The 25,597-nt window shown below is 67.9% G+C and carries 27 protein-coding genes; 13 read left to right on the top strand and 14 right to left on the bottom strand.

Translation table 11 applies throughout. From position 1 onward, the window contains the following. The first annotated feature begins 16 nt into the window (after positions 1-16). Positions 17-1,219 carry a threonine ammonia-lyase gene (gene ilvA, locus IEV93_RS15185; protein ID WP_188490828.1) on the top strand — a complete coding sequence of 401 codons (1,203 nt, stop codon included), beginning with the start codon at positions 17-19 and terminating at the stop codon, positions 1,217-1,219. Between the two features lies 1 nt (position 1,220). On the opposite strand, the gene IEV93_RS15180 is transcribed toward ilvA, so the two are convergent. From IEV93_RS15180 to IEV93_RS15150, 7 genes are all read right to left on the bottom strand, one after another. Further along, positions 1,221-1,577, bottom strand: a complete 357-nt coding sequence (locus IEV93_RS15180) for a hypothetical protein (RefSeq protein ID WP_188490827.1) — start codon at positions 1,575-1,577, stop codon at positions 1,221-1,223. A gap of 70 nt (positions 1,578-1,647) precedes the next feature. Then, on the bottom strand, positions 1,648-1,992 hold the full coding sequence (locus IEV93_RS15175) for an SDR family oxidoreductase (protein WP_188490826.1): 345 nt from the start codon (positions 1,990-1,992) through the stop codon (positions 1,648-1,650). Between the two features lie 147 nt (positions 1,993-2,139). Further along, a complete protein-coding gene (gene greA, locus IEV93_RS15170) occupies positions 2,140-2,634 on the bottom strand; it encodes a transcription elongation factor GreA (RefSeq protein ID WP_188490825.1) in 495 nt (164 codons plus the stop codon). 178 nt (positions 2,635-2,812) lie between these two features. Beyond that, on the bottom strand, positions 2,813-3,601 hold the full coding sequence (locus tag IEV93_RS15165; RefSeq protein WP_188490824.1) for a queuosine precursor transporter: 789 nt from the start codon (positions 3,599-3,601) through the stop codon (positions 2,813-2,815). 45 nt (positions 3,602-3,646) lie between these two features. Then, complete coding sequence (locus tag IEV93_RS15160; protein ID WP_188490823.1) at positions 3,647-4,276, bottom strand: LppP/LprE family lipoprotein; 630 nt, start codon at positions 4,274-4,276, stop codon at positions 3,647-3,649. Between the two features lie 37 nt (positions 4,277-4,313). Further along, the gene (locus tag IEV93_RS15155) at positions 4,314-4,997 is read right to left on the bottom strand and encodes an LppP/LprE family lipoprotein (protein ID WP_188490822.1); all 684 of its coding nucleotides are present in this window, start codon (positions 4,995-4,997) and stop codon (positions 4,314-4,316) included. Positions 4,998-5,137: 140 nt separating this feature from the next. Continuing rightward, positions 5,138-5,572 (bottom strand): DUF4307 domain-containing protein, encoded by a 435-nt coding sequence (locus tag IEV93_RS15150; RefSeq protein ID WP_188490821.1) that lies wholly within the window; start codon positions 5,570-5,572, stop codon positions 5,138-5,140. A gap of 156 nt (positions 5,573-5,728) precedes the next feature. On the opposite strand from IEV93_RS15150, the gene mca reads away from it, so the two are divergent. Then, a complete protein-coding gene (gene mca / locus IEV93_RS15145) occupies positions 5,729-6,589 on the top strand; it encodes a mycothiol conjugate amidase Mca (protein WP_188491604.1) in 861 nt (286 codons plus the stop codon). Further along, entirely contained in the window at positions 6,586-6,903 is a 318-nt protein-coding gene (locus tag IEV93_RS15140; RefSeq protein ID WP_229705212.1) for a hypothetical protein, read from the top strand. Before mca ends, IEV93_RS15140 begins: the two co-directional genes overlap by 4 nt. Positions 6,904-6,980: 77 nt before the next feature. Here the strand turns inward: IEV93_RS15140 and praA are convergent, their stop codons facing one another. Next, positions 6,981-7,502 carry an alkane oxidation protein activator PraA gene (gene praA / locus IEV93_RS15135; protein ID WP_188490820.1) on the bottom strand — a complete coding sequence of 174 codons (522 nt, stop codon included), beginning with the start codon at positions 7,500-7,502 and terminating at the stop codon, positions 6,981-6,983. Positions 7,503-7,890: 388 nt separating this feature from the next. Between praA and IEV93_RS15130 the strand changes: the two genes are divergently transcribed. Beyond that, positions 7,891-9,000: a 3-deoxy-7-phosphoheptulonate synthase gene (locus IEV93_RS15130; RefSeq protein WP_188490819.1), complete on the top strand. Its 1,110-nt coding sequence runs from the start codon at positions 7,891-7,893 to the stop codon at positions 8,998-9,000. Here the strand turns inward: IEV93_RS15130 and pdxR are convergent. Further along, positions 8,886-10,361, bottom strand: a complete 1,476-nt coding sequence (gene pdxR, locus IEV93_RS15125) for a MocR-like pyridoxine biosynthesis transcription factor PdxR (RefSeq protein ID WP_188490818.1) — start codon at positions 10,359-10,361, stop codon at positions 8,886-8,888. The genes IEV93_RS15130 and pdxR overlap by 115 nt on opposite strands. A 46-nt stretch (positions 10,362-10,407) precedes the next feature. Here pdxR and IEV93_RS15120 point away from each other — a divergent pair, with 46 nt between their 5' ends. Continuing rightward, on the top strand, positions 10,408-10,887 hold the full coding sequence (locus tag IEV93_RS15120) for a carboxymuconolactone decarboxylase family protein (protein ID WP_188490817.1): 480 nt from the start codon (positions 10,408-10,410) through the stop codon (positions 10,885-10,887). 3 nt (positions 10,888-10,890) lie between these two features. On the opposite strand, the gene trhA is transcribed toward IEV93_RS15120, so the two are convergent. Further along, the gene (gene trhA / locus IEV93_RS15115) at positions 10,891-11,523 is read right to left on the bottom strand and encodes a PAQR family membrane homeostasis protein TrhA (protein ID WP_188491602.1); all 633 of its coding nucleotides are present in this window, start codon (positions 11,521-11,523) and stop codon (positions 10,891-10,893) included. A gap of 221 nt (positions 11,524-11,744) precedes the next feature. On the opposite strand from trhA, the gene IEV93_RS15110 reads away from it, so the two are divergent. Beyond that, the gene (locus IEV93_RS15110; protein WP_188490816.1) at positions 11,745-12,527 is read left to right on the top strand and encodes an isoprenyl transferase; all 783 of its coding nucleotides are present in this window, start codon (positions 11,745-11,747) and stop codon (positions 12,525-12,527) included. A gap of 9 nt (positions 12,528-12,536) precedes the next feature. On the opposite strand, the gene coaA is transcribed toward IEV93_RS15110, so the two are convergent. Next, complete coding sequence (gene coaA / locus IEV93_RS15105) at positions 12,537-13,469, bottom strand: type I pantothenate kinase (RefSeq protein WP_188490815.1); 933 nt, start codon at positions 13,467-13,469, stop codon at positions 12,537-12,539. A 137-nt stretch (positions 13,470-13,606) separates the two neighbouring features. Here coaA and IEV93_RS15100 point away from each other — a divergent pair, with 137 nt between their 5' ends. Genes IEV93_RS15100 through IEV93_RS15090 form a run of 3 tightly spaced genes read left to right on the top strand, consistent with a single transcriptional unit; the run spans position 13,607 to position 17,058 of the window. Beyond that, the gene (locus tag IEV93_RS15100; RefSeq protein ID WP_188490814.1) at positions 13,607-14,821 is read left to right on the top strand and encodes a DUF885 domain-containing protein; all 1,215 of its coding nucleotides are present in this window, start codon (positions 13,607-13,609) and stop codon (positions 14,819-14,821) included. A gap of 10 nt (positions 14,822-14,831) precedes the next feature. After that, positions 14,832-16,142 carry a serine hydroxymethyltransferase gene (gene glyA / locus IEV93_RS15095; protein ID WP_188490813.1) on the top strand — a complete coding sequence of 437 codons (1,311 nt, stop codon included), beginning with the start codon at positions 14,832-14,834 and terminating at the stop codon, positions 16,140-16,142. A 49-nt stretch (positions 16,143-16,191) separates the two neighbouring features. Then, positions 16,192-17,058: an acyl-ACP desaturase gene (locus IEV93_RS15090; RefSeq protein ID WP_188490812.1), complete on the top strand. Its 867-nt coding sequence runs from the start codon at positions 16,192-16,194 to the stop codon at positions 17,056-17,058. Between the two features lie 103 nt (positions 17,059-17,161). Here IEV93_RS15090 and IEV93_RS15085 read toward each other — a convergent pair whose 3' ends face one another. Beyond that, positions 17,162-18,790, bottom strand: coding sequence for an alkaline phosphatase D family protein (locus IEV93_RS15085; RefSeq protein WP_188490811.1), 1,629 nt, complete (start codon positions 18,788-18,790; stop codon positions 17,162-17,164). Between the two features lie 344 nt (positions 18,791-19,134). Between IEV93_RS15085 and phoH2 the strand changes: the two genes are divergently transcribed. The 3 genes from phoH2 (at position 19,135) to IEV93_RS15070 (ending at position 22,382) form a co-directional block, all read left to right on the top strand. After that, a complete protein-coding gene (phoH2, locus tag IEV93_RS15080) occupies positions 19,135-20,433 on the top strand; it encodes an RNA 5'-3' helicase PhoH2 (protein WP_188490810.1) in 1,299 nt (432 codons plus the stop codon). A gap of 119 nt (positions 20,434-20,552) precedes the next feature. Beyond that, on the top strand, positions 20,553-21,257 hold the full coding sequence (locus IEV93_RS15075; RefSeq protein WP_229705211.1) for a L,D-transpeptidase family protein: 705 nt from the start codon (positions 20,553-20,555) through the stop codon (positions 21,255-21,257). Positions 21,258-21,341: 84 nt separating this feature from the next. Next, on the top strand, positions 21,342-22,382 hold the full coding sequence (locus IEV93_RS15070) for a glycoside hydrolase 5 family protein (protein WP_188490808.1): 1,041 nt from the start codon (positions 21,342-21,344) through the stop codon (positions 22,380-22,382). Between the two features lie 95 nt (positions 22,383-22,477). Here the strand turns inward: IEV93_RS15070 and IEV93_RS15065 are convergent, their stop codons facing one another. Both IEV93_RS15065 and glpX read right to left on the bottom strand, forming a co-directional pair. Further along, entirely contained in the window at positions 22,478-23,896 is a 1,419-nt protein-coding gene (locus IEV93_RS15065) for a class II fumarate hydratase (RefSeq protein ID WP_188490807.1), read from the bottom strand. An 11-nt stretch (positions 23,897-23,907) separates the two neighbouring features. Further along, positions 23,908-24,912 (bottom strand): class II fructose-bisphosphatase, encoded by a 1,005-nt coding sequence (glpX, locus tag IEV93_RS15060; RefSeq protein ID WP_188490806.1) that lies wholly within the window; start codon positions 24,910-24,912, stop codon positions 23,908-23,910. Positions 24,913-25,001: 89 nt separating this feature from the next. Here glpX and IEV93_RS15055 point away from each other — a divergent pair, with 89 nt between their 5' ends. Beyond that, positions 25,002-25,589: a DUF4245 domain-containing protein gene (locus tag IEV93_RS15055; RefSeq protein ID WP_188490805.1), complete on the top strand. Its 588-nt coding sequence runs from the start codon at positions 25,002-25,004 to the stop codon at positions 25,587-25,589. Positions 25,590-25,597 lie beyond the last annotated feature (8 nt).

The raw sequence follows: 25,597 nt of genomic DNA, 5'->3' as shown, positions 1-25,597 counted from the left end.
CGGTTACCGTCGAGGGATGTTGATCACCGCCGAGCAGATCGATCGGGCCGTGGCCCTGTTGGCACCGGTCATGCGGCGCACGCCGATGGTCGCCTCCCGTGCGCTCTCGGACGCCTGCGGTCACGAGGTGTGGCTCAAGTGCGAGAACCTGCAGCGCACCGGTTCGTTCAAGCCCCGCGGGGCCTACGTGCGCATCTCGGGACTGACCGACGAGCAGCGTGCCGGTGGTGTGGTCGCGGCGAGCGCGGGTAATCACGCACAGGGCGTGGCGTGGTCGGCCTCCACGCTGGGCATCAGCTCACGCGTCTACATGCCGACCGGTGCGTCGCTGCCGAAGGTCACCGCCACCCGCGCCTACGGTGCCGAGGTGGTGTTGGCCGGCGCCATCATCGACGAGAGTCTCGCCCACGCACAGCAGTTCGCCGACGACACCGGCGCGACGCTCATCCATCCCTTCGACCACGAGGACATCGTCGCCGGCCAGGCGTCGGTGGGGGTGGAGATCGCCGCGCAGATGCCGGACGTGGGGACCGTTGTCGTCCCCCTCGGTGGTGGCGGTCTGCTGGCGGGGTTGGCCATCGCGATCAAGATGGCCAAGCCGGATGTTCGGGTGATCGGTGTGCAGGCCGAACAGGCTGCGGCGTGGCCGGATTCGCTCGCCGCGGGTGCACCCACCCGGGCGGTGTCGATGAGCACGATGGCCGACGGGATAGCCGTGGCCATGCCCGGCGCGGTGACGTTCACCCATGTGGCGGAGTTCGTCGACCAGGTGGTGACGGTCAGTGAGGACGCGATCAGCCGGGCGGTCCTGATGATGTTGGAGCGCGCGAAGCTGTTGGTGGAGCCGGCGGGTGCCGCAGCGGTCGCCGCCATGATGAACCCGGTCGGGCTGGGGTTGGTGGGGCCGGTCTGTGCGGTGCTCTCGGGCGGGAACGTGGACCCGCTGCTGCTGTCCCATCTGACCACGCACGGACTACAGGCGGCGGGACGCTATCTGACCGTGGCCGTGACGGTTCCCGATCGGCCGGGCGGCTTGGCCGCACTGCTCGAGTTGCTGCGGGACACCGGCGCGAGCGTGGTCGACGTCATCCATTCGCGGGTGTCCGGTGAACTACGTCTCGGGGAGGTCCAGGTGACGGTCAGTGTGGAGACGCGCGGACCCGACCACCAGCACCTCGTGCGTACCGCGCTCGCGGACGCGGGGTATCTGGCCGGGTGACTCAGGCGACCGCGCTGTGCTGCGGTGCCGGAACCGGACGGGTGGCGGCCGATCGGACCGGGAGGCGATGCACCGACGCCATCCCGTGTGTGGCCGTGCTGATCTCGGCCGGGATGATGACGTCGGCGGGGCCCATCACCGCTTCGGCGCGGGCGCGCAGCCGGGCCGCCTCGGCGGGGTCGTCGACGTCGCCGACGAACACCGCGGCGCGGCCGGCCCCGTACCCGCGGACCGCGTCGAGCAGGACGCCGACGTCGGGTCCGAGGACCGCGACGCGACACCCCCGGCGGAGCAGTCGCTGCGCGAGGGTGCCGGCGTCGGAGTGGGTGCTGATCGTGAGAATCACTGTGCTGGTCATGTATTCCATGACACCCGCGGTGTCTAAAGAATCTCTGTTGCCCCTGTGAAAAGAGGGCCACGGTTCTCTGTCAGGCCGCCACCGGATGTTCCGTGGCTCGACCGATGGTGTGCAGGCGCCACGGGGTCGACCCGAAGGCGCCTCCCGGGTCGGTCATCACCGTGATCGGTCCCAACCGTCGCTCGACGCGGTCGATCATCGACCGCACCTGCGCGGGGTCGGTGAGATCGGCGACGATGGCCATGGTGGTGTCGGCGTGGCCGGCGACGAGCGGTACGAGGTGACCGACCGCCGTACCGGCGACGGCGACGCGATGGCCGCGACCGATGAGGTCGCGGGCGAGTTCGACGGCCGAGTGATCGCCGACGGCGACGACGATGACATCGTCGATGTCCGGGGTGTGGGTGATTGCCATGGTGGTCTTCCTGTCGTGGTGTGAACTTCTCACCTCATGAGACCTCGGCCGGCTGTGGACGGCCTGCGACCCACCTGTGTGTTTCGGCCACAACGCAATCGGTAGCCGGTGTTCGGTGAGGAACAGCGGCTACCGAGTGCGAGTGGATCAGGAGTGGTACGGCTCCGCGCTGAGCAACGTCACCTTGACGGTCGCTCCGCTGGGCACGGTGTACTCACGGGTGTCACCGACGGAGGCGTCGATCAACGCACCGCCGAGCGGCGAGCTGGGCGAGTAGACCTCGAGCGTCTCGGCCTCGGCACCCTGCTCACGGGTGGCGATGAGGAACGTCTCGGTGTCGGACTCGTCGTCGTCGTAGTAGACCTTGACGACCGATCCGGGCAGTGCGACGCCCGACTGCGTCGGCGTCTCGCCGACCTTGGCGTTGTTCAGCAGTTCCTGGAGCTGGCGGATGCGAGCTTCCTGCTGGCCCTGCTCATCGCGAGCGGCGTGGTATCCACCGTTCTCCTTCAGATCGCCCTCTTCGCGACGCTCGTTGATCTCGGCGGCGATGATCGGACGGTTGGCGATGAGCGAATCGAGTTCGTCCTTGAGCCGATCGTGGGACTCCTGGGTCAGCCAGGTCACCTGTGTATCGGTCATCGGTGTCACTCCTTCTATCGTCGTGCCCGCGAATCGGGCCGCAGTGCCCATCGCCTGCAGGCACCTGCAAAATGCAGCAACACGGCCCCTCGCGGGACCGTGTGTCGATCCATACTACCAGCTCTACCGGGTGATGAATGTGTTCCGTCGTCTGATCGAGCCCGCCGGGCGTGGGGACTCAGGCCGTCGACGGCGTGCGCCCCAGCGCCTCCTGATAGCTCGGCTCCGCCCGCTTGAGGGCGGCCACCACCGCGTAGGTCACGGGCATGACGACCAACTCCACGAGCGTCTTCCAGACGAATCCGATGACGGTGTAGTTGACGAAGTCCTCCCAGGTCGAGATACCCAGGGCGGTCGCGGCGATCGAGCAGAAGACGAGGGTGTCGAAGAACTCGCCCACGACGGTCGACCCGATCAGGCGGGCCCACAGGCGTTTCTCGCCGCTGCGCTTCTTCATGGCGACGAGCACGTAGGAGTTGAGGAACTCACCGACGACGTATCCGGCGAGTCCGGCGAGCAGGAACTGCGGCACGACCCCGGCGACGGTCTTGAACGATTCCTGGCCGTCGTAGAACGGTGCGGCGGGGAGTTCGATGGTGATCCAGAAGCAGATCGACGCGATGAGCAGGACCGCGAAACCGCTGAGGATGACGCGGCGCATGGCCCGGAACCCGTAGACCTCGCTGATCACGTCCCCGAGGACGTAGGCGAGGGGGAACAGGTAGAACGCGCCGTCGGTGACGAGTCCGTGCACGGCCAACGGACCGATGTCGAAGTTGAGGGAGGGGAACAGCAACACGCCCTTGGTGCCGGTGATGTTGCTGATGATCATCACGCCGACGAACAGCGCGACGAGCATGGGGAAGTAGTGGCTGGAGAGTGAGGCGAAGGCCGGTTCCGCCGGGCGTGCTGCCCGCTGATCGCTGTCAGATCGCGAAACCGGCTGCCCAGACTTGGCAGTGGTCATGGTGGCCAAGTATGCCGTGTCCGTGCCCCGCCGATCGTCCCCGCGTCAGCACTGCCCGAGCGTCACGCCGTAGGGCAGGGCTCCGTCCATGACGACCGCGGACCCGTTCCACCGGAACGTCACCGTCGCCGAGCCGCTCGGGCGCGCGCTGATGTCATCTCCCTGCAGGTATCGGTACCGGACCTGGATCGAGTTCGGCGTCGAACTCAGGACGGTCTGGTAGCCCGCGTTGCACTTGATCCCGGTGCCCTGGAAGTAGCCGTTGTGGTAGATCAGCAGCTGCATCGGTGACGACGCCGTCGCGCCGTCGGTGTCCAGACTCACCCAGCTCAGACCCGGGCAGCGGGTCCCGCCCGACTCGCCTCGCACCCAGTACGCATCCGGGATGCTGCGGAGCGGCCCGGCGATCCTGCCGATATCGGCGGTCACGTCGGGTGTGGCGCAGTCGGGCGTGGCCGGGGCGGGATCGGCTGCGGGCGTGACGGTGTCGGTCGCAGTGCCGCCGCCCTGACCGGCCGGGTCCGGCGAGGTGGACTGCGTCGACGAGGGGGCCGCGGTGATCGTCGAGGTGACGGTCGGAGTCTGTGCGGTCGGTGTGTCGCTGCCGCACCCGGCGAGCATCGACATCGCGCCGAACGCGAGAAGTGATGTGCCGAAACGAATCATGGAACGCATATGTTCTCCTGTGGATCGGACTCGGATGATGGGCATGTCAGCACTTCCCTTTGGTGAACGCATACGGCAGGGCGCCGTCCATGACGACACGGGATCCGTTCCAGCGGAACGTCACCACGACTTTGCCGACCGGGTTCTGTGTTGTCCGCTGCTCGGGATCGGCGACATCGACGTAGCTGTAGCGGACGGTGATGGCGTCGCCGGTGGTGGCGAGCACGTACTGCCCGTGCCGTGCGTCGCAGGTGATCCCGGTGCCCTGGAAACGTCCCGCGTGGTAGATCAGCAACTGGTGTGGGCGAACCGGACTCCCGCTGCTCGTGGAGTCGAGCTCGATCCAACTCAGTCCCGGACACCAGAGGCCGCCGGAGTTGTACGCACGCCAGCGCCCCTGCGGACCGGGTGCGGGGATGGTCGCGATGTCCCGTTCGGCGGCCGCCGCGGCACCGATGTCGGGTGCGCACCGGTCGGCGTCGTCGCCGAGAGCGGTGGAACCGCGACCGGGGTCGACGGTCTCCGTCGCCGACAGCGGCGGGAGTTCGGTGGTCGCCGGGGCGACGGATGTCGGTGCGGGGTCCGCCGCGATCGACACGCTCGCCTCGGATGCGCGTGGCAGTGAATCGTCGGCGCCACAGGCGGCGAGGACGGCCACGGCCGACACGACCGCGGCGGAGAACAGCGCGACGGAAGTCGTCAGTCGCGAGAAACCGGGTGGAGCGACCATGTTCGATGTCCTCTACGTCCGAAGCCCAGGGGTGATGCTGGTATTTCGGAGTACCACCGCAGTTCGTTAGCGCGCGGAAGGGACTGAGATCAATCCGTTATCGTTTGTCGTCCGATCGGACCACGGGGCGCACGGCCAGATCAGTCGGCCGGGGCCGTCAGATACGCCGGTACGTTCTCGGTGCAGCCGAAAACCTCGCCGATCGCCGGCGGCTGGGACGTTCGGACCTGCGATCTGACGCCGGTCTGCTGGGCGTTGCTGCCCGGGATCAGGACCTCACGGCGACCGGTCTCGGCCCCGTCGCGCGACCGGGCGCGGATCACGCACGCGGCGGGTCGACGTGGATCGCTCCGGGTGACGGTGAACTGCACGTCCACCGTGGACTCGTCGATGACCTGGTAGCCGGTGGCCTCGCCCGACACCGCGGGGTCGGCGAACTTCGAGTAGCCGAGGTAGGCGATGGCCACGCCTGCGACCACGACGAGCACCGACAGCCCGATGAGCCAGCGCCGACGGTTGCCCGCCGACCGTTCGGTGGGGTACCGGCCGGGGGGAAGAGAGACACCGGTGCTCATGGATCAATACCTACCATGAGATGCGACGGCCGTATCCCGCCACCACACCGAGCAGGCGTCGGTGGGAGAATGGGCCGGTCGAGGGAATGAGCACGCCAGGGGCTCGTCCGGTGGCATACGAAGGTGAGGACGTTACAGGTGAGTGGACTTCGGCTCATGGCGGTGCACGCGCATCCCGACGACGAGTCCAGCAAAGGTGCCGGGACGATGGCCAAGTACTCCAGCGAGGGGCACGAGGTTCTCGTGGTCACCCTCACCGGTGGTGAGCGCGGCGACATCCTGAACCCGGCGATGGATCTCCCCGGCATCAAGGACCGGATGCCCGAGGTGCGCAAGGAGGAGATGGCCAAGGCCGCCGCCGCTCTCGGCGTCTCGCAGGTCTGGCTGGGCTACGTCGACTCCGGTCTGCCCGAGGGTGATCCGCTGCCCCCGCTTCCCGAGGGCTGCTTCGCCCTGGTTCCGCTGGAGGAGTCGACCGAGGCTCTCGTGAAGGTCGTCCGCGACTTCAAACCGCACGTGATGATCACCTACGACGAGCGCGGCGGGTATCCGCATCCCGACCACATCCGGTGCCATGAGGTCTCGATGGCCGCGTACGAGGCAGCGGGCGACCCGGAACGCTTCCCGGACGCCGGTGAGCCGTGGACGGTCTCGAAGATCTACTACACACACGGGTTCATCCGCGACCGCATGGTCCGCTTCTCCGAGGAGTTCGAGCTCCACGATCAGGAGAGCCCCTACAAAGAGTGGCTCTCGAACTGGGATCCGAGTCGCGGTGATCTCATGGGTCGCGTCACCACGCAGGTGACGTGCGGCGAGTTCTTCCCCCAGCGCGACGAGGCCCTGCGCGCCCACGCGACCCAGATCGACCCGAACGGCGTCTTCTTCGCGGTACCCATGGACTGGCAGCAGCGGTTGTGGCCGACCGAGGAGTTCGAGTTGGCCAAGACCCGGGTCACCACCGCCATCCCCGAGACCGACCTGTTCGCTGGTCTCGACGACGCGGTGACGTCATGACCTCGGCGACCCTGGCCGTCTCCGAGATACTGGCGCGTGACGCCGACGGTCCGGAGTTCGGCAAGGCGTCCCCGCTGGGACTGTTGCTGGTCCTGCTCCTGCTGGTCGGCACGGTCTTCCTGATCCGCTCGATGAACAAGCACCTGCGCAAGTTGCCGAGTTCGTTCATGCGCGGCGAGCCCGGCCCGGATCAGGCCGCCGACGAGGGCACCGACAGCGCCGGACTGCTGCCCGAACAGCCCGCGGACGCCGCGCCCACCCCCGATGACGCCTCATCCGGGCGCGACGAGCCCGGCCGGAACCCGACCGGCTGATCGCCCCACCTCACGACGATGCCCCCTCGATCTCTCGAGGGGGCATCGTCGTCGTGCTGAGTTGTCGTGCGCGGAGATCAGGAGAGGGTGAAGGCCGGGTTCGGCTGGACCGAGAGGCTGTTGATCTTGCAGTTGCCCGAGAGCGACTGATCGGTCGAGGTCAGCGTGTTGGTCATGTTGTCGAACGATCCGGCCAGGGTGGCCGGTCCGCAGTTGGAGCCCAGGATGGAGAACCCGACGTTCGAGACCTCGCCGGTGGTGGCGCTGGTGGGGGTCAGCGTCCACGGCAGGCCCTTGATCACCGGCACGTTGCACAGGCGGTTGCTGCCGCTGACCTGCGCCGCGGTGATGGTCGCCGTCGCGCCGTCGGCCGCAGTGGATCCGGTCAGGGTGATCGAGCACGACACCGGCTGGCCGAACGAGGCGGGCGAGGTGACGACAATCGATCCGGGAGCGGTGAACGCGGTGTTGGCGGGCGAGATCGTCGCGGCACCGGCAACGCCGGCTCCCAGCGTTGCGCCGACGACCGCGACGGCAGCCGCTGCGGTTCCGACGGCGGTCGCGAATGTGCGCGAGCGAGCTGAGGTGTTGAACGTCATCTTCGGTGTCCTCCATGTGCGAGAAGAGCTTGCGAGTGGCGGCCGGTGGTCCGGTGCCAGAACGGACGTTAGGGCAACGAAGTAGGCGAATAATCCGATTCCGAAGTTCTTTATGACAAATAACGAATTTGGGTGCCCGACAACCGGATGTGGCACGGGCGTCCGATCGGGTGCTACTTTCGATCACATGATCTCCGTGACGCGCGCCTATCGCTGGCGTCGTTTTATCGAGGCTCCGGGTGGAGTCGACGATGGAGCGCGCCGCTGACGCACGCGTGAGATCACACCCCCCGGAGCCCCGAGCAGTGACCGAATGGTCACTGCTCTCCTGTTTTTCAGGGCACCGGACGATTTCCTCACGTGTGCCCTTCCTCGAGAAAGGCACGCCATGACGAGCGGACTCACCACCGCGCCCGACACCGGGACCTCGGATCGACGTATCCGGTCCTTCCGCACCATCGGATCACCGGACACCCTGCGCACCGAGTTGCCCCTCACCGCGGAACAGGCTCACGCGGTGCGCCGCGACCGCGCCGAGATCGCCGACATCCTCGCCGGCCGTGACGACCGACTCCTGGTCGTCGTGGGTCCGTGCTCGGTGCACGACCCCGCCGCCGCCCTGGACTACGCCCGGCGTCTCGCGCGGGTTGCCGAGCAGCACGCCGACCGACTGAAGATCGTCATGCGTGTCTACTTCGAGAAGCCGCGGACGACGGTCGGGTGGAAGGGGCTCATCAACGATCCGGGCATGGACCACAGTTTCGACATCGAGCGTGGATTGCGTACCGCGCGTGCACTTCTGCTCGATGTCATCGATCTCGGACTGCCCGTCGGCTGCGAGTTCCTCGAACCGACCAGCCCGCAGTACATCGCCGACGCGGTCTCCTGGGGTGCCATCGGCGCCCGGACCACGGAGTCGCAGGTGCACCGCCAGCTCGCCTCGGGGCTGTCCATGCCGATCGGTTTCAAGAACGGGACCGACGGCGATGTCCAGGCGGCGATCGACGGGGTGCGGGCGGCTGCGGCCGAACACGTGTTCTTCGGTGTCGACGACGCGGGTTCGGCGGCGGTGGTCGCGACGGTGGGCAACGGCGACTGCCATGTCATCCTGCGCGGCGGTCGGGCCGGGACGAACTACGACGCCGATTCGGTGGCCGACGCGGCGCGCCGCCTGCACGCACAGGGACTGCCCGCCCGGCTCATGATCGACTGTTCACACGCCAACTCCCACAAGGATCATCGGCAACAGGTCGTCGTGGCCCACGAGGTCGCCGATCTGATCGGTGACGGCGAGGCGGCGGTTTCCGGGGTGATGTTGGAGAGTTTCCTCGTCGCCGGAGCCCAGTCGCTCGACGGCAGGTCCCCGGCCGACGCCCCGCTGGTTTACGGACAGTCGGTGACCGACAAGTGCATGGACTTCGCCGCGACGGTCGAGGTCGTCGAGTCGTTGGCGAGGGCGGTCGCGACCAGGTCTGCGAGCGCGGCGACGTCGGCCTGAAACCGATGCTTGGGGGGCGTCGAGAACCCGACGACGATGCCCCCGGACGGTGACGGCTCGGCGTCGGGGTGCCGGAAACCGTCGAGCCCGGCGACGACGAACCCCCGGTCGGCGGCCACGGAGAGGATCTGCGGTTCCATGGCCCGGGAAACCGTCAGCACGGCGTGCAGGCCCGCGGACACGCCGGAGCACTCGACCCCTCGGTTCCGCATGGTCTCGGTGAGCGCATCGCGGCGCGCGCGATAATACGATCGGCTGCGCCGCACGTGTCGGTCGTAGGCACCCGAGTCGATCAGGTCGGCGAAGACCATCTGGTCGAGGACACTCGCCGTCGCCTCGCGTGATCCCTTGGCGTGCAGGACGTCGGCGAGAAGTCGATCCGGGACGACCATCCACCCGATGCGCACCGCGGGCGACAGTGCTTTGCTGGCCGACCCGAGGTAGATCACGTCGTCGGGTGCCAGCCCCTGCACCGCGCCGATCGGGTCGCGGTCGTAGCGCAATTCGCCGTCGTAGTCGTCCTCGACGATGACACCGCCGCGTTCGCGCGCCCAGTCCACCAGCGTCGCGCGCCGCCGAGGGGCGAGGGCGTGACCGGTGGGGTACTGATGGCTCGGCGTGAGGACGACGCCCGTCAGCGACGATGCCGCGAGTCGGCCGACGTCGAGACCGTCGCGGTCGATCGGGATCGGTCTGACCCGGGTGCCCGATCGCTCGATGACCTCGCGGTGGAAGGGGAGTCCGTGACTCTCCACCGCGACCGCGTCGCCGAACACGCTGCGCGAGAGCAATTCCAACGACTGCGAGACCCCGGTGGTCAGCACGATGTGATGTTCGTCGGTACGGACCCCTCGGACGCGCCCCAGGTAGGCGGCCAGCGATCGGCGGGTCGCGGGATGCCCCTGGGGATCACCGATACCGAACGCCGAGTTCGCAGCGGTGCCGACGACGCGACGGGTGCTGCGGATCCAGTCCGTGCGCGGGAAGAGGGCCGGTTGCGGCTGGCCCAGACAGAAGTCGTGGGACGGCGCAGGCGATGGCTCCGGTCGGGCGCGCGGCGTCGACACGGGGTGCGCGAGATCGGCGACGCGGGTGGCCGATCCGACCCGGGCGACGAGCCACCCCTCGGCTATCAGCTCCTGGTACACGCCCGCGACGGTGCCGCGGGCCATCTGCAGATCGGCGGCCAGCGAACGGTACGGCGGCAGTGCAGTGCCCGGTGTCAGTCGGCCGTCGGTGATCGCCGAACGCAGAGCGGCCGCCAGCGCGGTCCGCCGCCCGCGCACACCCGGCGCGGTATCGACATCGAGCAGTAGGTCGACGCCCAGCCGACCCGCCAGATCGGCCCATGAATTCGTCATCGAATTGGACTCTACTGCGGGTCAATCCAGATCTAGCGTTGCGTGTATGACCACCGACACGCACCCGGTATCCACCCAACGCCTGACCGTCCCGACGACCAACCCAAAGGTCTACAAGGCTCTCGTCGCCCTACAGATGGCCGCCGCGGCCGACTTCGACGCCGAACTCGCCGAGCTGATCAAGATCCGGGCCTCGCAGATCAACGGCTGCGCGTACTGCCTGCACATGCACGTCTCGGACGCATCCGCGATGGGCATCTCGGACCGGAAGCTGCACATGATCGCGGTCTGGCGTGAGGCACCGAACTTCTTCTCGGAACGAGAACAGGCCGTGCTGGAGTTCACCGAGGCCGTCACCCGGCTCGGCGAGCACGGTGTCGGCGACGACGTCTACGCCCGCGCGGCCGCACATTTCGACGAATTCGGCATGGGGCAGTTGCTGGCGAACGTGATCATGATCAACGCGTGGAACCGGGTGGCGGTGACGAGCCGGTATCCCGCCGGGGACGACGAGCGGGGCCAGTGACGATCAGACGGCGGTGAAGACGACGAGCCACACCGCGACGTAGTGCACCAGTGCCGCGATGACCGTCGCGGAGTGGAAGAACTCGTGGTGACCGAACGTCGACGGCCACGGGTTGGGCCACCGGGTCGCGTAGAGGACAGCGCCCACGGTGTAGAACAGGCCACCGACAGCGAGCAACACCATCACCGCGACGCCGGCACGGGCGGTCAGCTCGGGTGCCACGAACACGATCGTCCAGCCCAGGATCATGTACAGCGGCACCCCGAGCCAGCGCGGCGCGCCCGGCCAGATCATCTTCAATGTGACCCCGGCGAGTGCACCGGTCCACACGACCGCGAGCACGACCCACTTCTCCGGCGCAGGCAGGGCCAGCACGCAGAACGGGGTGTAGCTGCCCGCGATGAAGATGAAGATCATGGAGTGGTCGGCGCGTTTCATCCAGGTTCGCGCGGCCGCCGTCGTCCAAAGGACGCGGTGATAGGTGGCGCTCACCCCGAACACGCCGCAGACCGTCAACGCGTAGATACCGCAGGCCAACGCCGCGACCGGACCGGCCATCGCCCACGCCACGGTGACCAGGGTGGCGCCGGTGACGATGGCGACGAAGCCGGAATACAGGTGTATCCACCCACGCATCCGGGGACGGAGATCGGCGAGCACCGAGAGCTCGGCAAGATCCTGTTTGCTCGTCTCGATGACGATCGCACTCACCTCCGCGGACGGGCCGGACTTCTTCGGACAGAACCTACGCTACCGTAGGTTCTGCCCGTGGGGCCTGAACCGGCGGTGAATTCACGAGTATCCTCTCGTTGCGTGGAGGAAGTCCGAGAACGCGCCGATCCTGGGGAGTCCATCCGGTGAAATTGATCCCCGGACAATTCCGCATCCCGCTCTACCGGGTCTACGAGACCCGACTGGTTCAACTCATGGACCCCGAGCGCATGCCCCGACACATCGCGATCATCTGCGACGGGAACCGACGCTGGGCGCGGGAGGCCGGCTTCGAGGACGTGAGCCACGGGCACCGGGTCGGCGCCCAGAAGATCGCCGAGATGCTGCACTGGTGCACTGCCCTGTCGATAGAGACGGTGACCATCTACCTGTTGTCCACGGAGAACCTGCAGCGCGCGTCCGAGGAGCTCGACGCGTTGATGGAGATCGTCCCCGACATCGTCGACGAGATCGCCGCGCCCGGGCAGGACTGGAAGGTCCACATCGTCGGCACCCTCGATCAGTTGCCCGAGCCCGTCGCGCGCAGACTCCAGACCGCGCAGGAACGCACCGTCGACAACGGCGGCATGCACGTGAACGTCGCGGTCGGCTACGGCGGTCGCCAGGAGATCGTCGACGCCGTGCGGTCGCTGCTGGTCGACCGGCTGCGGTCCGGCGCAGACGCGGCCGACCTCGTGGAGGCGGTGTCGGTGGACGCGATCGACGCCCATCTCTACACCAAGGGGCAGGCCGATCCGGACCTGGTCATCAGAACCTCTGGCGAACAACGACTCTCCGGCTTCCTGCTGTGGCAGAGCGCCTACTCCGAGATCTGGTTCACCGATGCCTACTGGCCCGAGTTCCGACGCGTCGACTTCCTTCGTGCCCTGCGCGACTACGGCGCGCGCAGCCGTCGGTTCGGCCGCTGACCGGACCGATCAGATCTTGCGGAGCCGCACGCGGTTGATCGCGTGGTCGGCGTCCTTGCGCAGGACCAACGTGGCGCGCGGACGCGTCGGCAGGATGTTCTGCACGAGGTTGGGCAGATTGATCCCGTGCCAGATGTCGCGGGCCGCCGACGTCGCGTCCTGATCACCGAGCGACGAGTAGCTGTGGAAGTGCGAATTAGGGTCGGCGAACGCGGTCGACCGCATGGCGAGGAACCGGTGCACGTACCAGTCCTCGATGTCCTCGATGCGGGCATCGACGTAGACCGAGAAGTCGAACAGGTCCGACACCATCAGTCGCGGCCCGGTCTGGAGCACGTTCAGCCCCTCGAGGATGAGGATGTCGGGCTGCTCCACATGGTGTTCCTGGCCGCGGACGATGTCGTAGCTCAGGTGCGAGTAGACCGGCGCGGGGACGTCGACGGCGCCTGCCTTGACCTCGGTCACGAAGCGCAACAACGCCCGTCGGTTGTACGACTCGGGGAAACCCTTGCGGTGCATGATCCCTCGCCGCTCGAGTTCGGCGGTGGGGTAGAGGAACCCGTCGGTCGTCACGAGGTCGACCTTGGGGTGGGCGTCCCACCGCGCGAGCAGCGCCTGCAGCACGCGAGCGGTCGTCGATTTGCCGACCGCCACGCTGCCCGCGACCCCGATGACGAACGGCACCTGGCGTTCGGGTTGGCGCTCGCCGAGAAACGTCGAGGTGGCCGCGAACAGACGTTGCCTCGCCGCGACCTGCAGGTGGATCAGGCGGGAGAGCGGCAGGTAGACGTCGGCGACCTCGGACAGGTCGATCTGCTCACCCAGCCCGCGCAAGCCGCGGAGCTCTTCCTCGTTCATCACCAGCGGGACCGACTGACGCAGCTTTCGCCACTGCGCGCGATCGAGCTCGATGTAGGGGCTCGGCTCGGCTACCCGTGACATAAGAGCCTCTCGGCCGGACGCACGGACCCCTGGGCCGGACATGCGGGTTGTTCGGCAAGCTCCGGCGACATGGCACCTAGTCTCGCCAATCGGCGCGGAATCCGAAACTCGGGGGTCGTTTGGGTAGCGTCGACGCCGTGGATTCCGAGTCGTTGATCACCGATTACCTGCGCGCCGGTCTGGCGTTCGACCGGCTCGAGGAGGGCTTCGTCGACGCGTACACCGGCGACCCGCGCCTCCGCGTCGAATCGGTGAACGGACCGGCCCCCGAGCCGGTGGAGCTCGCCCGACGGATCCGCGACCTGCGCGGTGACGTCGCCGGATCCGATCTGCCCGAGCAGCGCCGTGACTTCGTCGTCGCGCACCTGAGCGCCATGGAGTGCTCCGCGCGCCGGTTCGCCGGCGAGGAGATCGGGTTCGTCGACGAGGTGCGGAACTACTTCGACGTCGACATCGCACTCGGTGATCCCGACCACTATCGACGCGCACACGCTGCACTGTCGGACGTGCTCGGCGGATCCGGCGACCTCGCCGAGCGGTACGCGGCGCACCGCACCTCCGACGAGATCCCCGGCGACCGGGTCGCCGACTGCGTCGCGGCGTTCAGCTCGGCCCTACGCGAACGCGTCCGGGCCGCCCACCCGCTACCCGACACCGAGATCGTCGAGTTCGAGGTGGTCACCGACAAGCCGTGGTCGGGGTTCAACTACTACCTCGGCGACTTCCGCTCGCGGGTCGCCATCAATGTCGATCTCACCCAGCACATGGCGTCGCTGCCACACCTGATCGCGCACGAGGCCTACCCCGGGCATCACACCGAGCACTGCCGCAAGGAGGAGATCCTGGTGGCGGGCGGGCAGCGTGAACAGAGCATCTTCCTGGTCAACACCCCGCAGTGCCTGATGGCAGAGGGGTTGGCCGACCACGCGCTGGAATCGGCCATCGGTCCCGACTGGGGGCTCTGGGCCCAGGAGATCTACGCCGACCTCGGACTGCGTTTCGACGGCGACCGAGCCCAGCGGATCTCCCGCGCCACCGGCGGACTGCTCGGTGTCCGCCAGGACGCGGCCCTGCTGCTGCACGATCGGGGCGCCGACCACGACACCGTCGCCGAGTACCTCCAGACGTGGCTGCTGGCGTCGCAGCCCCGGGCCCGACAGATGCTCCGATTCCTGTCGTCGCCGCTGTGGCGCGCCTACATCACCACCTACGTGGAGGGCTACCGGCTCCTGGGGACATGGCTCGACGCCGACGCGGACGGGCCGTCCGGTTCGGACAGAGCCGCCCGGTTCGGGCGGCTGCTCGACGAGCCGCTGACCCCGGCGGCGTTGCGGGCGGAATTGGCGCAATAGACTGATCGGCATGACCGCGCAGGATCTGAACACCGCATCCCTGGCCGAGCTCGACCCCGACGTCGCCGCCGCGATGAACGGTGAGCTGAGCCGACAGCGCGACACGCTCGAGATGATCGCCTCCGAGAACTTCGTCCCCCGGGCGATTCTGCAGGCGCAGGGCAGCGTGCTGACCAACAAGTACGCCGAGGGCTATCCGGGTCGGCGCTACTACGGCGGTTGCGAGTACGTCGACGTCGTCGAGAACATCGCCCGTGAACGCGCGAAGTCGCTGTTCGGGGCGGACTTCGCGAACGTCCAGCCCCACTCGGGCGCGCAGGCCAACGCCGCCGTCCTGATGGCCCTGATGAACCCGGGTGAGAAGCTGCTCGGTCTCGACCTCGCGCACGGCGGGCACCTCACCCACGGCATGCGGCTGAACTTCTCCGGGAAGCTCTACGACACCGCCGCCTACGGCGTGAGCAAAGAGGACTACCGGATCGACATGGACGAGGTCCGGTCGATCGCGGTGGCCGAGAAGCCGAAGGTGATCGTCGCCGGCTGGTCGGCCTACCCGCGCACCCTCGACTTCGAGGCGTTCCGGTCGATCGCCGACGAGGTCGGTGCGTACCTGTGGGTCGACATGGCGCACTTCGCCGGTCTGGTCGCGGCCGGACTGCACCCGTCGCCCGTGCCGTACGCCGACGTCGTGACCAGCACCGTCCACAAGACGCTCGGCGGTCCGCGCTCGGGCATCATCCTGGCCAAGCAGGAGTGGGCCAAGAAGCTCAACTCCGCGGTGTTCCCCGGACAGCAGGGCGGCCCGCTCATGCACGTCATCGCGGCCAAGGCCGTCGCCCTGAAGATCGCGGCCACCGAGGAGTTCGTCGACCGGCAGCGCCGCACCATCGAGGGCGCGCAGTTGCTCGCCGACCGGCTCACCGGCTCGGACGTGTCCGCCGCGGGCGTGTCCGTCCTCACCGGCGGCACCGACGTCCACCTGGTGCTCGCCGATCTGCGCAACAGCGAGATGGACGGTCAGCAGGCCGAGGACCTCCTGCACCAGGTCGGTATCACGGTCAACCGCAACGCCGTTCCGTTCGACCCGCGTCCGCCGATGGTGACCTCCGGGTTGCGCATCGGCACCCCGGCCCTCGCGACCCGTGGTTTCTCGGCCACCGAGTTCACCGAGGTCGCCGACATCATCGGCACCGCGCTGGCCGCCGGAGCCGATGCAGACGTCGCGGCACTACGCGGACGGGTCTCGCAGCTCGCCCTGGATTTCCCGCTGTACGAGGGACTCGAGGAGTGGGGCATGCTGAGCACCGGGGTGCACGCGTGAAAACGGCGTTCGTTGGCTTCCGTCCCGCCGAGTCTCTATCGTGTTCCGCGTGAAGAACATTGCCTACGACGACCTGATCCTGGCTCTGGAGAAGGCTCTGCCGGAGATCGCCGCCGCGCACGAGGAGGATTCCATCACATGGAATCCGCACGACCTGGTGCCGTGGGACGAGGGCCGCAACTTCGCGTTCCTGGGCGGATCGGACTGGGACGCCGCCGAATCGACGATGTCGGCGGAGGTTCGTGCGGCCGTTCTCGCACTGCTCCTCACCAAGGAGAACCTGCCGTCGTTCCACCGCGTGCTGGGCCTTCACTTCCCGCCGTTCTCCGAATGGCGTGATCTGGTCGGTCGCTGGACCGCCGAGGACAACCGGCACTCGATCGCGCTGCGCGACCACCTCGTGGTCACCCGGCAGATCGACCCCGAGGCGCTCGAGGCCCTGCGCCTCTCGCACGTGACCCAGGGGTACCAGCAGAACAGCGACTTCCGGGAGTCCACCGGTCCCGCGCTGGCGCTGGCGCTGATGGCCGTGCACGAACTGCAGGCCTCGCGATTCGCGCGCGCTCTCGCCGAGAAGGTCGAGACGAAGAGCCTCGCCGACATGCTCGGACTCGTGGCCAAGGACGACGAGGTGCAGGCCGCCACGTTCATCGCGTTCCTCAACGCCGCGCTCAACGCCGAACCCGATGAGACGGTGCTCGCGGTCGCTGCCGCGGTGAACGCCGCGGTGCCGATCGGCGCCGACATCGCGAACTTCGAGCAGGAGTACGCGCTGCTCGGCGACTACACCGATTCGGCGGTGCTCGGCGGTGTCGCGAAGAGCCTGATCTCCTCGCTCGGCCTGAACTCCCTCGACGGTCTCGGCGAGAACGCCGAGGCCGCCCGCCAGGAGCTCTTCGCGCGCGCGAACGCGTAGCTCAATCCACAGAGGTCACCTCTGGTGCACGGTCTCCGACGATGAGTCCGGATGAGTGCGCAGAGGTGACCTTTGTCGTCGGTGGAGTGCGTGGTCGGTGCGCCTATGCGGACACGTCGGCCTGTGGGCGGCCGTCGGGGATGGTGACGACCGCCCTGCGGTGCAACGGGTTCCGTGGATCGGCGATCGAGTCGGCGACCCGGAACTCGGCCTGCCACTGCGCCCGCGTCAGGCGGTTCAGGACGTATCCACGCTGGGCGTTGCCGAAACGGATGTGCGGTGATGCGGCCTTGAGCTGCTTGTCGCTCGCGTCGCTGTCGGCGCCGTCCTTGCCCGAGGCGACCGACGTACCCGCCAATTCGATTCCGACGGTGGGGGATTCGCGGGTATAGGTCGACCGCAGATCGGACACGACGCTGCGGTGGATGTCGCCGACGATCGAGACCAGATTGCGCACCCGACGCTCGCGGGCACCGTCGAGGATGCGCGCACGCGACGCCTCGTAGCCGCTCCACCCGTCCATGCTGACCTTGCGCTCGCCGCCGGTCTCGCGTGCGAGGTCGGCGATGGTCGTCTGGTGCGCCAACACATTCCAGCGCCGACGACTCGACCCGAGGCTGTCGAGAATCCAGCGTTCCTGCCGGGCGCCGGTGATGGTCCGGCGGGGGTCGGCGGTCTGCGCGTTCTGCGGGGAGTCCATGTCGCCGTTGACCTGATCGCTGCGGTACTGCCGCGTGTCGAGAACGTCGAACCGTGCGAGATCACCGAAATCGAAACGGCGGTAGGCCTGGACGTCGGGTCCGAGCGGGCGTTGGGCCGCGCGCACCGGGGTGTTCTCCCACCACGCCTTCATCGCCTGCGCACGCCGTGCCAGGAACTGCGGGATCGGGGCGTTGTCCTCGGAGATGGCCCCCGCCCAGTTGTTCTCGACCTCGTGGTCGTCGAACACGGTGATGAACGGACTGACGCGGTGGGCGCGCTGCAGCTGCGGGTCGAGCTTGTAGAGCGCGTACCGGTCGCGATAGTCGTCCAGCGTCATCATCTCGGACAGGCACGAGGCAGGCAGCGCGGTGGTGTTGCGTCGACCGCCGCCGGCCGGGATCCCCTTCTCGTAGACATAGTCACCGAGATGGAAGACGACGTCGGGCGCGAACGACGCCATGTCCTCGTAGGCGTTGAAGAACCCATCGCCCCACGACTGGCAGGAGGCCCACGCGAAGGTCAGCGCGGCCAGCGGGGATCCGGCCGCGGGTGCGGTGCGGGTCCGGCCGACATCGGAGATGTGCGCTCCCGAGCGGAACCGGTAGAAGTACTCGCGCGCCGGGGACAGTCCGCGGACGTCGACGTGCACGCTGTGCCCGTCGGCGGCGGTCGCGATGACGCGTCCCCGTCGGACGACCGACGTCATCTTCTCGTCGGTGGCCAGTTCCCATTCGACCGGCACCGGCGCCGTACCCATCCCGCCGCCGCGGGCCAACGGGGCCGACGCGAGTCGGGTCCACAGCACGACACCGTCGGGCAGCGGATCGCCGGACGCGACGCCGAGGGTGAACAGGTGATCGCCGGACGACGGCGCCGCGGCCAGGGGAGCGGCGTCGGCGAACAGTCCGGGTGTGAAGGCCAGCGCGCCGGCGACACCGGTCCACGTCAGGAAGCGGCGGCGGGTCACACCGTGCCGGATGGTCTTGTCGGCGCCGACGACGACCGAGGGCGCGGGAGTACGTGGGCTCATGGTGGCCAGCGGACCAGGTTGCGTTGACCTCCACGGGTCGCTGCGGTGGTGTGCGGGTGACCCCCACATGAACTCGGATCGTGAACGCCTCGCCGGGTGAACACCGACCGAACGCGGCGGGTCTGGGCGTTACGTGTTGTTCACGGACACGCGGGACGCATGACGCGAAGTCCGGGTCGGTCGGGCGTAGCTTGGCGAATGACGGATCGCGGGGAAGTGGTCCGTCCGGGAGGTTCTATTCGTGGTCTGTTCACACACCGCGAGGGGACCGGCCCCGGTCCCTGTGCCGGCCCGGTCCTGTCGAAACTGCTTGCGCGGGAGCCGTGCCGGCCGAGGAGCCCTTCGTGACCACACGCACCTATGTCCTTGACACCTCCGTGCTGCTGTCCGACCCGTGGGCGGTGACGCGATTCGCCGAGCATCGCGTCGTCCTGCCGCTGGTGGTGATCAGCGAACTCGAGGGCAAGCGACACCATCACGAGCTGGGATGGTTCGCGCGCGAGTCGTTGCGGATGCTCGACGATCTCCGGATCGAACACGGGCGCCTCGATCTCCCCGTCCCGATCGGCGACGAGGACGGCACCGTTCAGGTCGAGTTGAACCACACCGACCCCGCGGTCCTGCCGGCAGGCTTTCGAACCGACACCAACGACTCGCGAATTCTGGCGTGCGCGTTGAACCTTCGGGCCGAAGGCAACGATGTCGTCCTGGTGTCCAAGGACACGCCGCTGCGGGTCAAGGCGGGCGCGGTGGGCCTGGCCGCCGACGAGTACCACGCCCAGGACGTGGTCGTGTCGGGATGGGCGGGGATGACCGAGGTCGAGGTGGAATCCGCCGACATCGACCGTCTCTTCGCCGAGGGCGTCGCCGACATCGATGTGGCCCGGGAACTGCCGTGCCACACCGGCGTTCGGCTGCTCGGCGGTTCGTCGAGTGCGCTCGGCCGCGTCAACGCGGACAAGCAGGTGCAGTTGGTCCGTGGCGATCGCGAGGCCTTCGGGCTGCGCGGGCGTTCGGCCGAACAGCGGGTGGCGCTCGATCTGCTGCTCGACGAGAGCGTCGGGATCGTGTCGATGGGCGGCAAGGCGGGCACCGGTAAGTCGGCGCTGGCCCTGTGCGCCGGACTCGAGGCCGTCCTCGAGCGTCGCACGCAGCGCAAGGTCGTCGTGTTCCGTCCGCTCTACGCGGTGGGCGGTCAGAACCTCGGCTATCTGCCCGGTAGCGAGTCGGACAAGATGGGCCCCTGGGCGCAGGCGGTGTTCGACACCCTCGAGGGGCTGGCCTCGACCGAGGTGATCGAGGAGGTGCTCAGTCGGGGGATGCTGGAGGTCCTGCCGCTCACGCACATCCGCGGCCGGTCGCTGCACGACTCGTTCGTCATCGTCGACGAGGCGCAGTCGCTCGAACGCAACGTCCTGCTCACCGTGCTCTCGCGCCTGGGTTCCGGCTCCCGGGTTGTCCTCACCCACGACGTCGCACAGCGCGACAACCTCCGCGTCGGTAGGCACGACGGCGTCGCGGCGGTCATCGAGAAGCTCAAGGGGCATCCGCTCTTCGCCCACATCACGCTGACCCGTAGCGAGCGATCGCCGATCGCGGCGCTCGTGACGGAGATGCTGGAGGAGTTCGCGCCGGGAGCGTAGCGAGCGAGTTCGATATCGGTTGGTGACTCACGTCACCACGCCGGTCGGTGACCGTATCAGTGCAGTGTTGTGACCCTGTCGATATCGATCATCGGCCGGCGCGAACCCATACTTCTATGGTGTTCGAGTTACGAGAGTTGTTCAAGTGGCGTGTGTTGTCTCCTGCTATCGCGGCCGGGGTGGTGATGGTCGCTGCGTTGTCGGGTGCTGTGGGGTTGGCACCTGCGAACGCGGCGACGGTCGTCTCACCCGCCGATTTCCCGAGCACCACGCAGATGGTCACCGTGATGTCGGACGCACGGTCGAGCACGACCGCCACCCTGACGGCCTGGGACAAGGTCGACGGCGCCTGGAAGGCCACCATCGGTCCCGTCAAGGCATTCGTGGGTTCGCAGGGGATCGGCGCACCGCAGGACAACGTGCCGAGGACCCCCGAGGGCACATTCGCCTTCGACCAGGCCTTCGGTCGTCAGCCGAACCCGGGGACGAAGCTTCCCTACTTCCAGGCCGACCGGCAGGACTGGTGGGACGAGTTCCCGTCGTCACCGACCTACAACACCCACGTCCGCCAGGTGAAGAGCCCCGGCGGTGACAGCGAGAACCTGTACGACAGCGGCCCCGTCTACGACTACGCGGTGAACATCGCGCACAACCCGCAGCGTCGTCCCGGTTACGCATCGGGCATCTTCCTGCACGTGACCGACGGTTCGCCGACGCAGGGTTGCGTCGCGGTGGACAAGGCGAGCATGGTCTCCGTACTCAAGTGGCTGGACCCGAGCAAGGACCCGGTCATCACGATCGGGTTGACCGCCAACCAGGCCTGACATTGCCGACCGAGCTCCCGATTTTCCTGTGAGCCTACACTTTCGATGCGCTGGATTCACGTTGGTGATGTAACAATGTTCCGCATGTCACGGCTTTCCCTGCGCACTCTCATCACCGGCCTGATCCTCGCGGTCACACTCGGGTTCTCGACCGTTCCCTCCGCGTCGGCGGCACCACTCGCGCCCTCGGCCGGGTACGGCTTCTCCGGTGGTGCGGATCTGCTCGCGCTGTCGCAGGGAGACCTGAACCGTGAGCTCGACGCCGTCGCGGCGACGGGTGCCCGGTGGTTGCGTGTCGGCGTCGACCGTAGCCAGATCGAGACCGGTCCCGGGGTCTACAACTGGAGCACCTCGGATCGGGTCATCAACGCGGCCCGCGCGCGCGGACTCACCGTCCTGGCCGTGATCGCCTACACGCCGCTCCTGCAGGGTGGCGGACTGCTCCGCACCGCACCGCCGGCCAACGTCAACGACTTCGCCGTGTTCACCTCGCGTGCGGCCCAGCGTTATCAGGGTCGGGTGTCGAACTGGGAGATCTGGAACGAGCCCAACCTGCCGCTGTTCTTCGGCAACGTGCCCAATCCGGCGTTGAAGTACACCCAGCTGCTGCGCGCCGCCTACCCGGCGATCAAGCGTGTCCAGCCCCGAGCGACCGTGATCGCGGCCGGCCTGAGCCGTCAGATCGGTGCGCTCTCGCCGCCGGCCTTCATCAACGCCATGTACCGCTACGGGGCCAAGGGCTTCTTCGACGCGGCGGCCATGCACCCGTACACGTTCCCGGGCGGACTGCGGGCCAACCAGGAGAACGGGATCTCCGACATCGCGGTGGTCCACGGGATCATGTCGCGTAACGGCGACGGCGGGAAGAAGATCTGGTTCACCGAATTCGGTGCGCCCACGAACGGCCCGCGTTTCGGCGGCAACACCCCGATCCAGCAGCGCGACCAGATCCGCGACACGTTGGCGTTCCTGGCCCGTCTGCCGTACTCCGGACCGGCGTTCATCTACAGCATTCGTGACACGGCGGGCGACCCGCAGTCACTGGCGAATCGGGAGACCCGCTTCGGCGCGCTGCTGACCTACGACTACAAGCGCAAGCCCACGTTCGACCTGCTGCGCCGCTAGATCTCGGCCGGCACTCCCGCGACACAAATTCGCTCCCGCGACCGAAATGCCGGTCGCGGGAGCGGATTGTTGTCGCGGGAGTGAACCCGCAGTGCTCAGCGCTTGTGGTCGAGGTTGGCCATCTTCAGCACATCGAGCCGCTTGTCGAGCTCGGCCTCGCTCAGCGAGTCGCCGATGAGACCGCGATCGATCACCGTCTGACGAATCGTCTTGCCCTCCTTGAGGGCCTGCTTGGCCACAGCGGCAGCCTCCTCGTACCCGATCGCGCTGTTGAGCGGCGTCACGATCGACGGAGAGCTCTCGGCGAGGGTCTTGAGGTGGTCGACGTTGGCCTCGAGGCCGGCGATACACCGGTCGGCGAACAGGTGGGAGACGTTGGCCAACAACTTCAGTGACTCGAGCACGTTGCGGGCCATCATCGGGATGTAGACGTTGAGCTCGAACGCGCCGTTGCCGCCGCCCCACGTGACCGCGGCGTCGTTGCCGATGACCTGCGCGGCGACCTGCGTGACCGCCTCGGGCAGAACGGGATTGACCTTGCCGGGCATGATCGAGCTGCCGGGCTGCAGGTCGGGGAGCCGGATCTCGCCGAGACCGGTCAGCGGCCCTGATCCCATCCAGCGGACGTCGTTGGCGATCTTGGTCAGCGACACCGCGACGGTCTTGAGGACGCCGGACAGCTCGACGAGACCGTCGCGCGCGGCCTGCGCCTCGAAGTTGTCGACAGCCAGCGAGAGGTGCTGCACGCCGGTCTGTTTGACGAGGTCGGCGACGACCTTGGTGCCGAACTCATCGGGCGCGTTCAGCCCGGTGCCGACGGCGGTGCCGCCGATGGGCAGTTCGCCGACGCGGACGAGGGCGGCCTGCACGCGCTCGACGCCGGCCTCGATCTGGCGGGCGTAGCCGCCGAACTCCTGACCCAACGTGACCGGGACGGCGTCCATCAGGTGGGTGCGACCGGACTTGACGACCTCACGCCACTCGATGGCCTTGGCCGCGAGGGCCTCGTGCAGGTGCTCGAGTGCGGGAATCAGGTCGGTCACCGCGGCCTCCGTGGCGGCCACATGCGTTGCGGTGGGGAAGGTGTCGTTCGACGACTGCGACATGTTGACGTGGTCGTTGGGGTGCACGTCGACACCGGCGGCCTTCGCGATCGAGGCGATGACCTCGTTGGCGTTCATGTTCGAGCTGGTGCCCGAGCCGGTCTGGAACACGTCGATCGGGAACTGGTCGTCGTGGGCGCCGGCGGCGATCTCGGCGGCGGCGGCGATGATCGCGTCGGCCTTCTCGGCGTCGAGCAGTCCGAGATCCTTGTTCACCTGTGCGCACGCGGACTTGAGCAGCCCCATCGCGCGGATCTGCGTGCGCTCCAGCGGGCGGTGGGAGATCGGGAAGTTCTCGACCGCACGCTGGGTCTGGGCCCGCCACAGTGCGTCGATGGGTACCCGGACCTCGCCCATGGTGTCGTGTTCGATACGGAACTGCGGTGTGCCGTCGGCGTCAGAATCACTCATGGACAACGACCTTAACCGAAGTCGATGGTCGCGAATTCACGCAGCTTGTCCACCTGGTGGAAGCCCTCGATCCGTCGGATCGTCCCGGACTTCGACCGCATCACCAGCGAGCGGGTGGTGGCGCCGGTCGAGCGGTAGCTCACGCCGCGCAGCATGTCGCCGTTGGTGACGCCGGTGGCGCAGAAGAACATGTTCTCGCCCTTGACCAGGTCGTTGGTGGTCAGCTTCTGGTCGAGTTCGAGGCCGGCGTCGAGCGCCTTCTGGCGCTCGGCCTCGGTCTGCGGCCACAGTTTGCCCTGGATCTCGCCGCCCATGCACTTCATCGCGACGGCGGTGATGATGCCCTCGGGCGTGCCACCGATGCCCATCAGCATGTCCACCGAGCTCTCCGCCTGCGCGGCGGCGATCGCACCGGCGACGTCACCGTCGGAGATGAGCCGCACCTTGGCGCCCGCAGCGCGGATCTCGCCGATCAGATCGGCGTGACGGGGACGGTCGAGCACGACGACGGTGGTGTCGGCGACGGCGATGTTCTTCGCCTTGGCCACCGACGTCACGTTCCACTCGACCGACTGGTCGATGTCGATGGCGCCCGCGGCCTCGGGGCCGACGGCGATCTTCTCCATGTAGAACACCGCGGACGGGTCGTACATCGTGCCGCGCTCGGACACCGCGATCACGGCGATGGAGTTCGGGCGGCCCTCGGCCATCAGGGTGGTGCCGTCGATGGGGTCGACGGCGACGTCGACCTCGGGGCCCTCGCCGTTGCCGACCTCCTCGCCGTTGTAGAGCATCGGGGCCTCGTCCTTCTCGCCCTCGCCGATGACCACGACGCCACGCATCGACACCGTCGACAGCAGCTGACGCATGGCGTCGACCGCCGCGCCGTCGCCGCCGTTCTTGTCACCGCGCCCGACCCAGCGTCCGGCCGCGAGCGCCGCCGCCTCGGTCACCCGGACCAGCTCCATCGCCAGATTTCGATCCGGGGCTTGCGGGGAGCGGACGGGGTCGGACATGGAGGCCTCCAGTGCTCGGTCGCGCGTGGTGGGAGCCCACGGCGGGTGTGGTGATCATCCTTTCACGGGCGTGCGTGGATACTGGTGTCGTGGCTGCCAAACCCCGGATACTGACCGATCACAAAGACATGATCTGGTCGCTGATCCCGCTCATCGCGATCTGTGCGGTGATCGCCGTCGTCTCCGGGAACTGTTCGGTCGGTCTGACCGGCGGGGCCCGGGACGACAAGACGCCCGCCTACGACGTGACCGCCGGCCTCACCGCCGATGCCCAGACCATGTCGTTCCCGATCCGACTCCCCGAGACCCCGGCCGGCTGGAAGCCCAATTCCGGTAGCCGGGGCGGGATCGACGGCAAGACCGTCAGCAACGCCGGCTACCTCACCGGCGACGGGGTGTACATGCAGCTCAGCCAGACCGACGCGACCGAGGACTCCCTCGTCGGATACCTCAGCGCCGGTCAGGTCCTGGGCCGCGGGATCATCGAGGTCGGTGGCGCACAGTGGGTTCGGTACGCCGCCGACGACGGCAAATCCGTATGGGTGACCGACACCCGGGAGACTCGTGTCGCGCTGTACAGCAAGGCAAACGAGAGCGACTTCCAGACGATGGCGTCCGCGGTGACGTCGGCCAAGGTGCTGACGCCGCAACGCGACCGTCCGGTTCCCACGGGCTAGAGGGCGGG

It is taken from the genome of Williamsia phyllosphaerae, assembly GCF_014635305.1.
Taxonomy (GTDB): Bacteria; Actinomycetota; Actinomycetes; order Mycobacteriales; family Mycobacteriaceae; genus Williamsia_A; species Williamsia_A phyllosphaerae.
Note: the sequence above shows the minus strand (reverse complement) of the source record. Positions and strands in the feature narration are given on the sequence as shown.

Bases quoted from the DNA above. Each gene is read 5' to 3' on its own strand.
- trhA (WP_188491602.1), bottom strand. From the start codon at position 11,523: ATGCGTGGGTGGATACACCTGTATTCCGGCTTCGTCGCCATCGTCACC.
- IEV93_RS15180 (WP_188490827.1), bottom strand. From the start codon at position 1,577: ATGACCAGCACAGTGATTCTCACGATCAGCACCCACTCCGACGCCGGC.
- greA (WP_188490825.1), bottom strand. From the start codon at position 2,634: ATGACCGATACACAGGTGACCTGGCTGACCCAGGAGTCCCACGATCGG.
- ilvA (WP_188490828.1), top strand. From the start codon at position 17: ATGTTGATCACCGCCGAGCAGATCGATCGGGCCGTGGCCCTGTTGGCA.
- IEV93_RS15175 (WP_188490826.1), bottom strand. From the start codon at position 1,992: ATGGCAATCACCCACACCCCGGACATCGACGATGTCATCGTCGTCGCC.
- IEV93_RS15070 (WP_188490808.1), top strand. From the start codon at position 21,342: ATGTCACGGCTTTCCCTGCGCACTCTCATCACCGGCCTGATCCTCGCG.
- coaA (WP_188490815.1), bottom strand. From the start codon at position 13,469: ATGTCACGGGTAGCCGAGCCGAGCCCCTACATCGAGCTCGATCGCGCG.
- pdxR (WP_188490818.1), bottom strand. From the start codon at position 10,361: ATGACGAATTCATGGGCCGATCTGGCGGGTCGGCTGGGCGTCGACCTA.
- IEV93_RS15140 (WP_229705212.1), top strand. From the start codon at position 6,586: ATGACCTCGGCGACCCTGGCCGTCTCCGAGATACTGGCGCGTGACGCC.
- IEV93_RS15130 (WP_188490819.1), top strand. From the start codon at position 7,891: ATGACGAGCGGACTCACCACCGCGCCCGACACCGGGACCTCGGATCGA.
- IEV93_RS15120 (WP_188490817.1), top strand. From the start codon at position 10,408: ATGACCACCGACACGCACCCGGTATCCACCCAACGCCTGACCGTCCCG.
- IEV93_RS15160 (WP_188490823.1), bottom strand. From the start codon at position 4,276: ATGCGTTCCATGATTCGTTTCGGCACATCACTTCTCGCGTTCGGCGCG.
- IEV93_RS15085 (WP_188490811.1), bottom strand. From the start codon at position 18,790: ATGAGCCCACGTACTCCCGCGCCCTCGGTCGTCGTCGGCGCCGACAAG.
- IEV93_RS15065 (WP_188490807.1), bottom strand. From the start codon at position 23,896: ATGAGTGATTCTGACGCCGACGGCACACCGCAGTTCCGTATCGAACAC.
- mca (WP_188491604.1), top strand. From the start codon at position 5,729: ATGGCGGTGCACGCGCATCCCGACGACGAGTCCAGCAAAGGTGCCGGG.
- glpX (WP_188490806.1), bottom strand. From the start codon at position 24,912: ATGTCCGACCCCGTCCGCTCCCCGCAAGCCCCGGATCGAAATCTGGCG.
- IEV93_RS15150 (WP_188490821.1), bottom strand. From the start codon at position 5,572: ATGAGCACCGGTGTCTCTCTTCCCCCCGGCCGGTACCCCACCGAACGG.
- IEV93_RS15165 (WP_188490824.1), bottom strand. From the start codon at position 3,601: ATGACCACTGCCAAGTCTGGGCAGCCGGTTTCGCGATCTGACAGCGAT.
- IEV93_RS15155 (WP_188490822.1), bottom strand. From the start codon at position 4,997: ATGGTCGCTCCACCCGGTTTCTCGCGACTGACGACTTCCGTCGCGCTG.
- glyA (WP_188490813.1), top strand. From the start codon at position 14,832: ATGACCGCGCAGGATCTGAACACCGCATCCCTGGCCGAGCTCGACCCC.
- praA (WP_188490820.1), bottom strand. From the start codon at position 7,502: ATGACGTTCAACACCTCAGCTCGCTCGCGCACATTCGCGACCGCCGTC.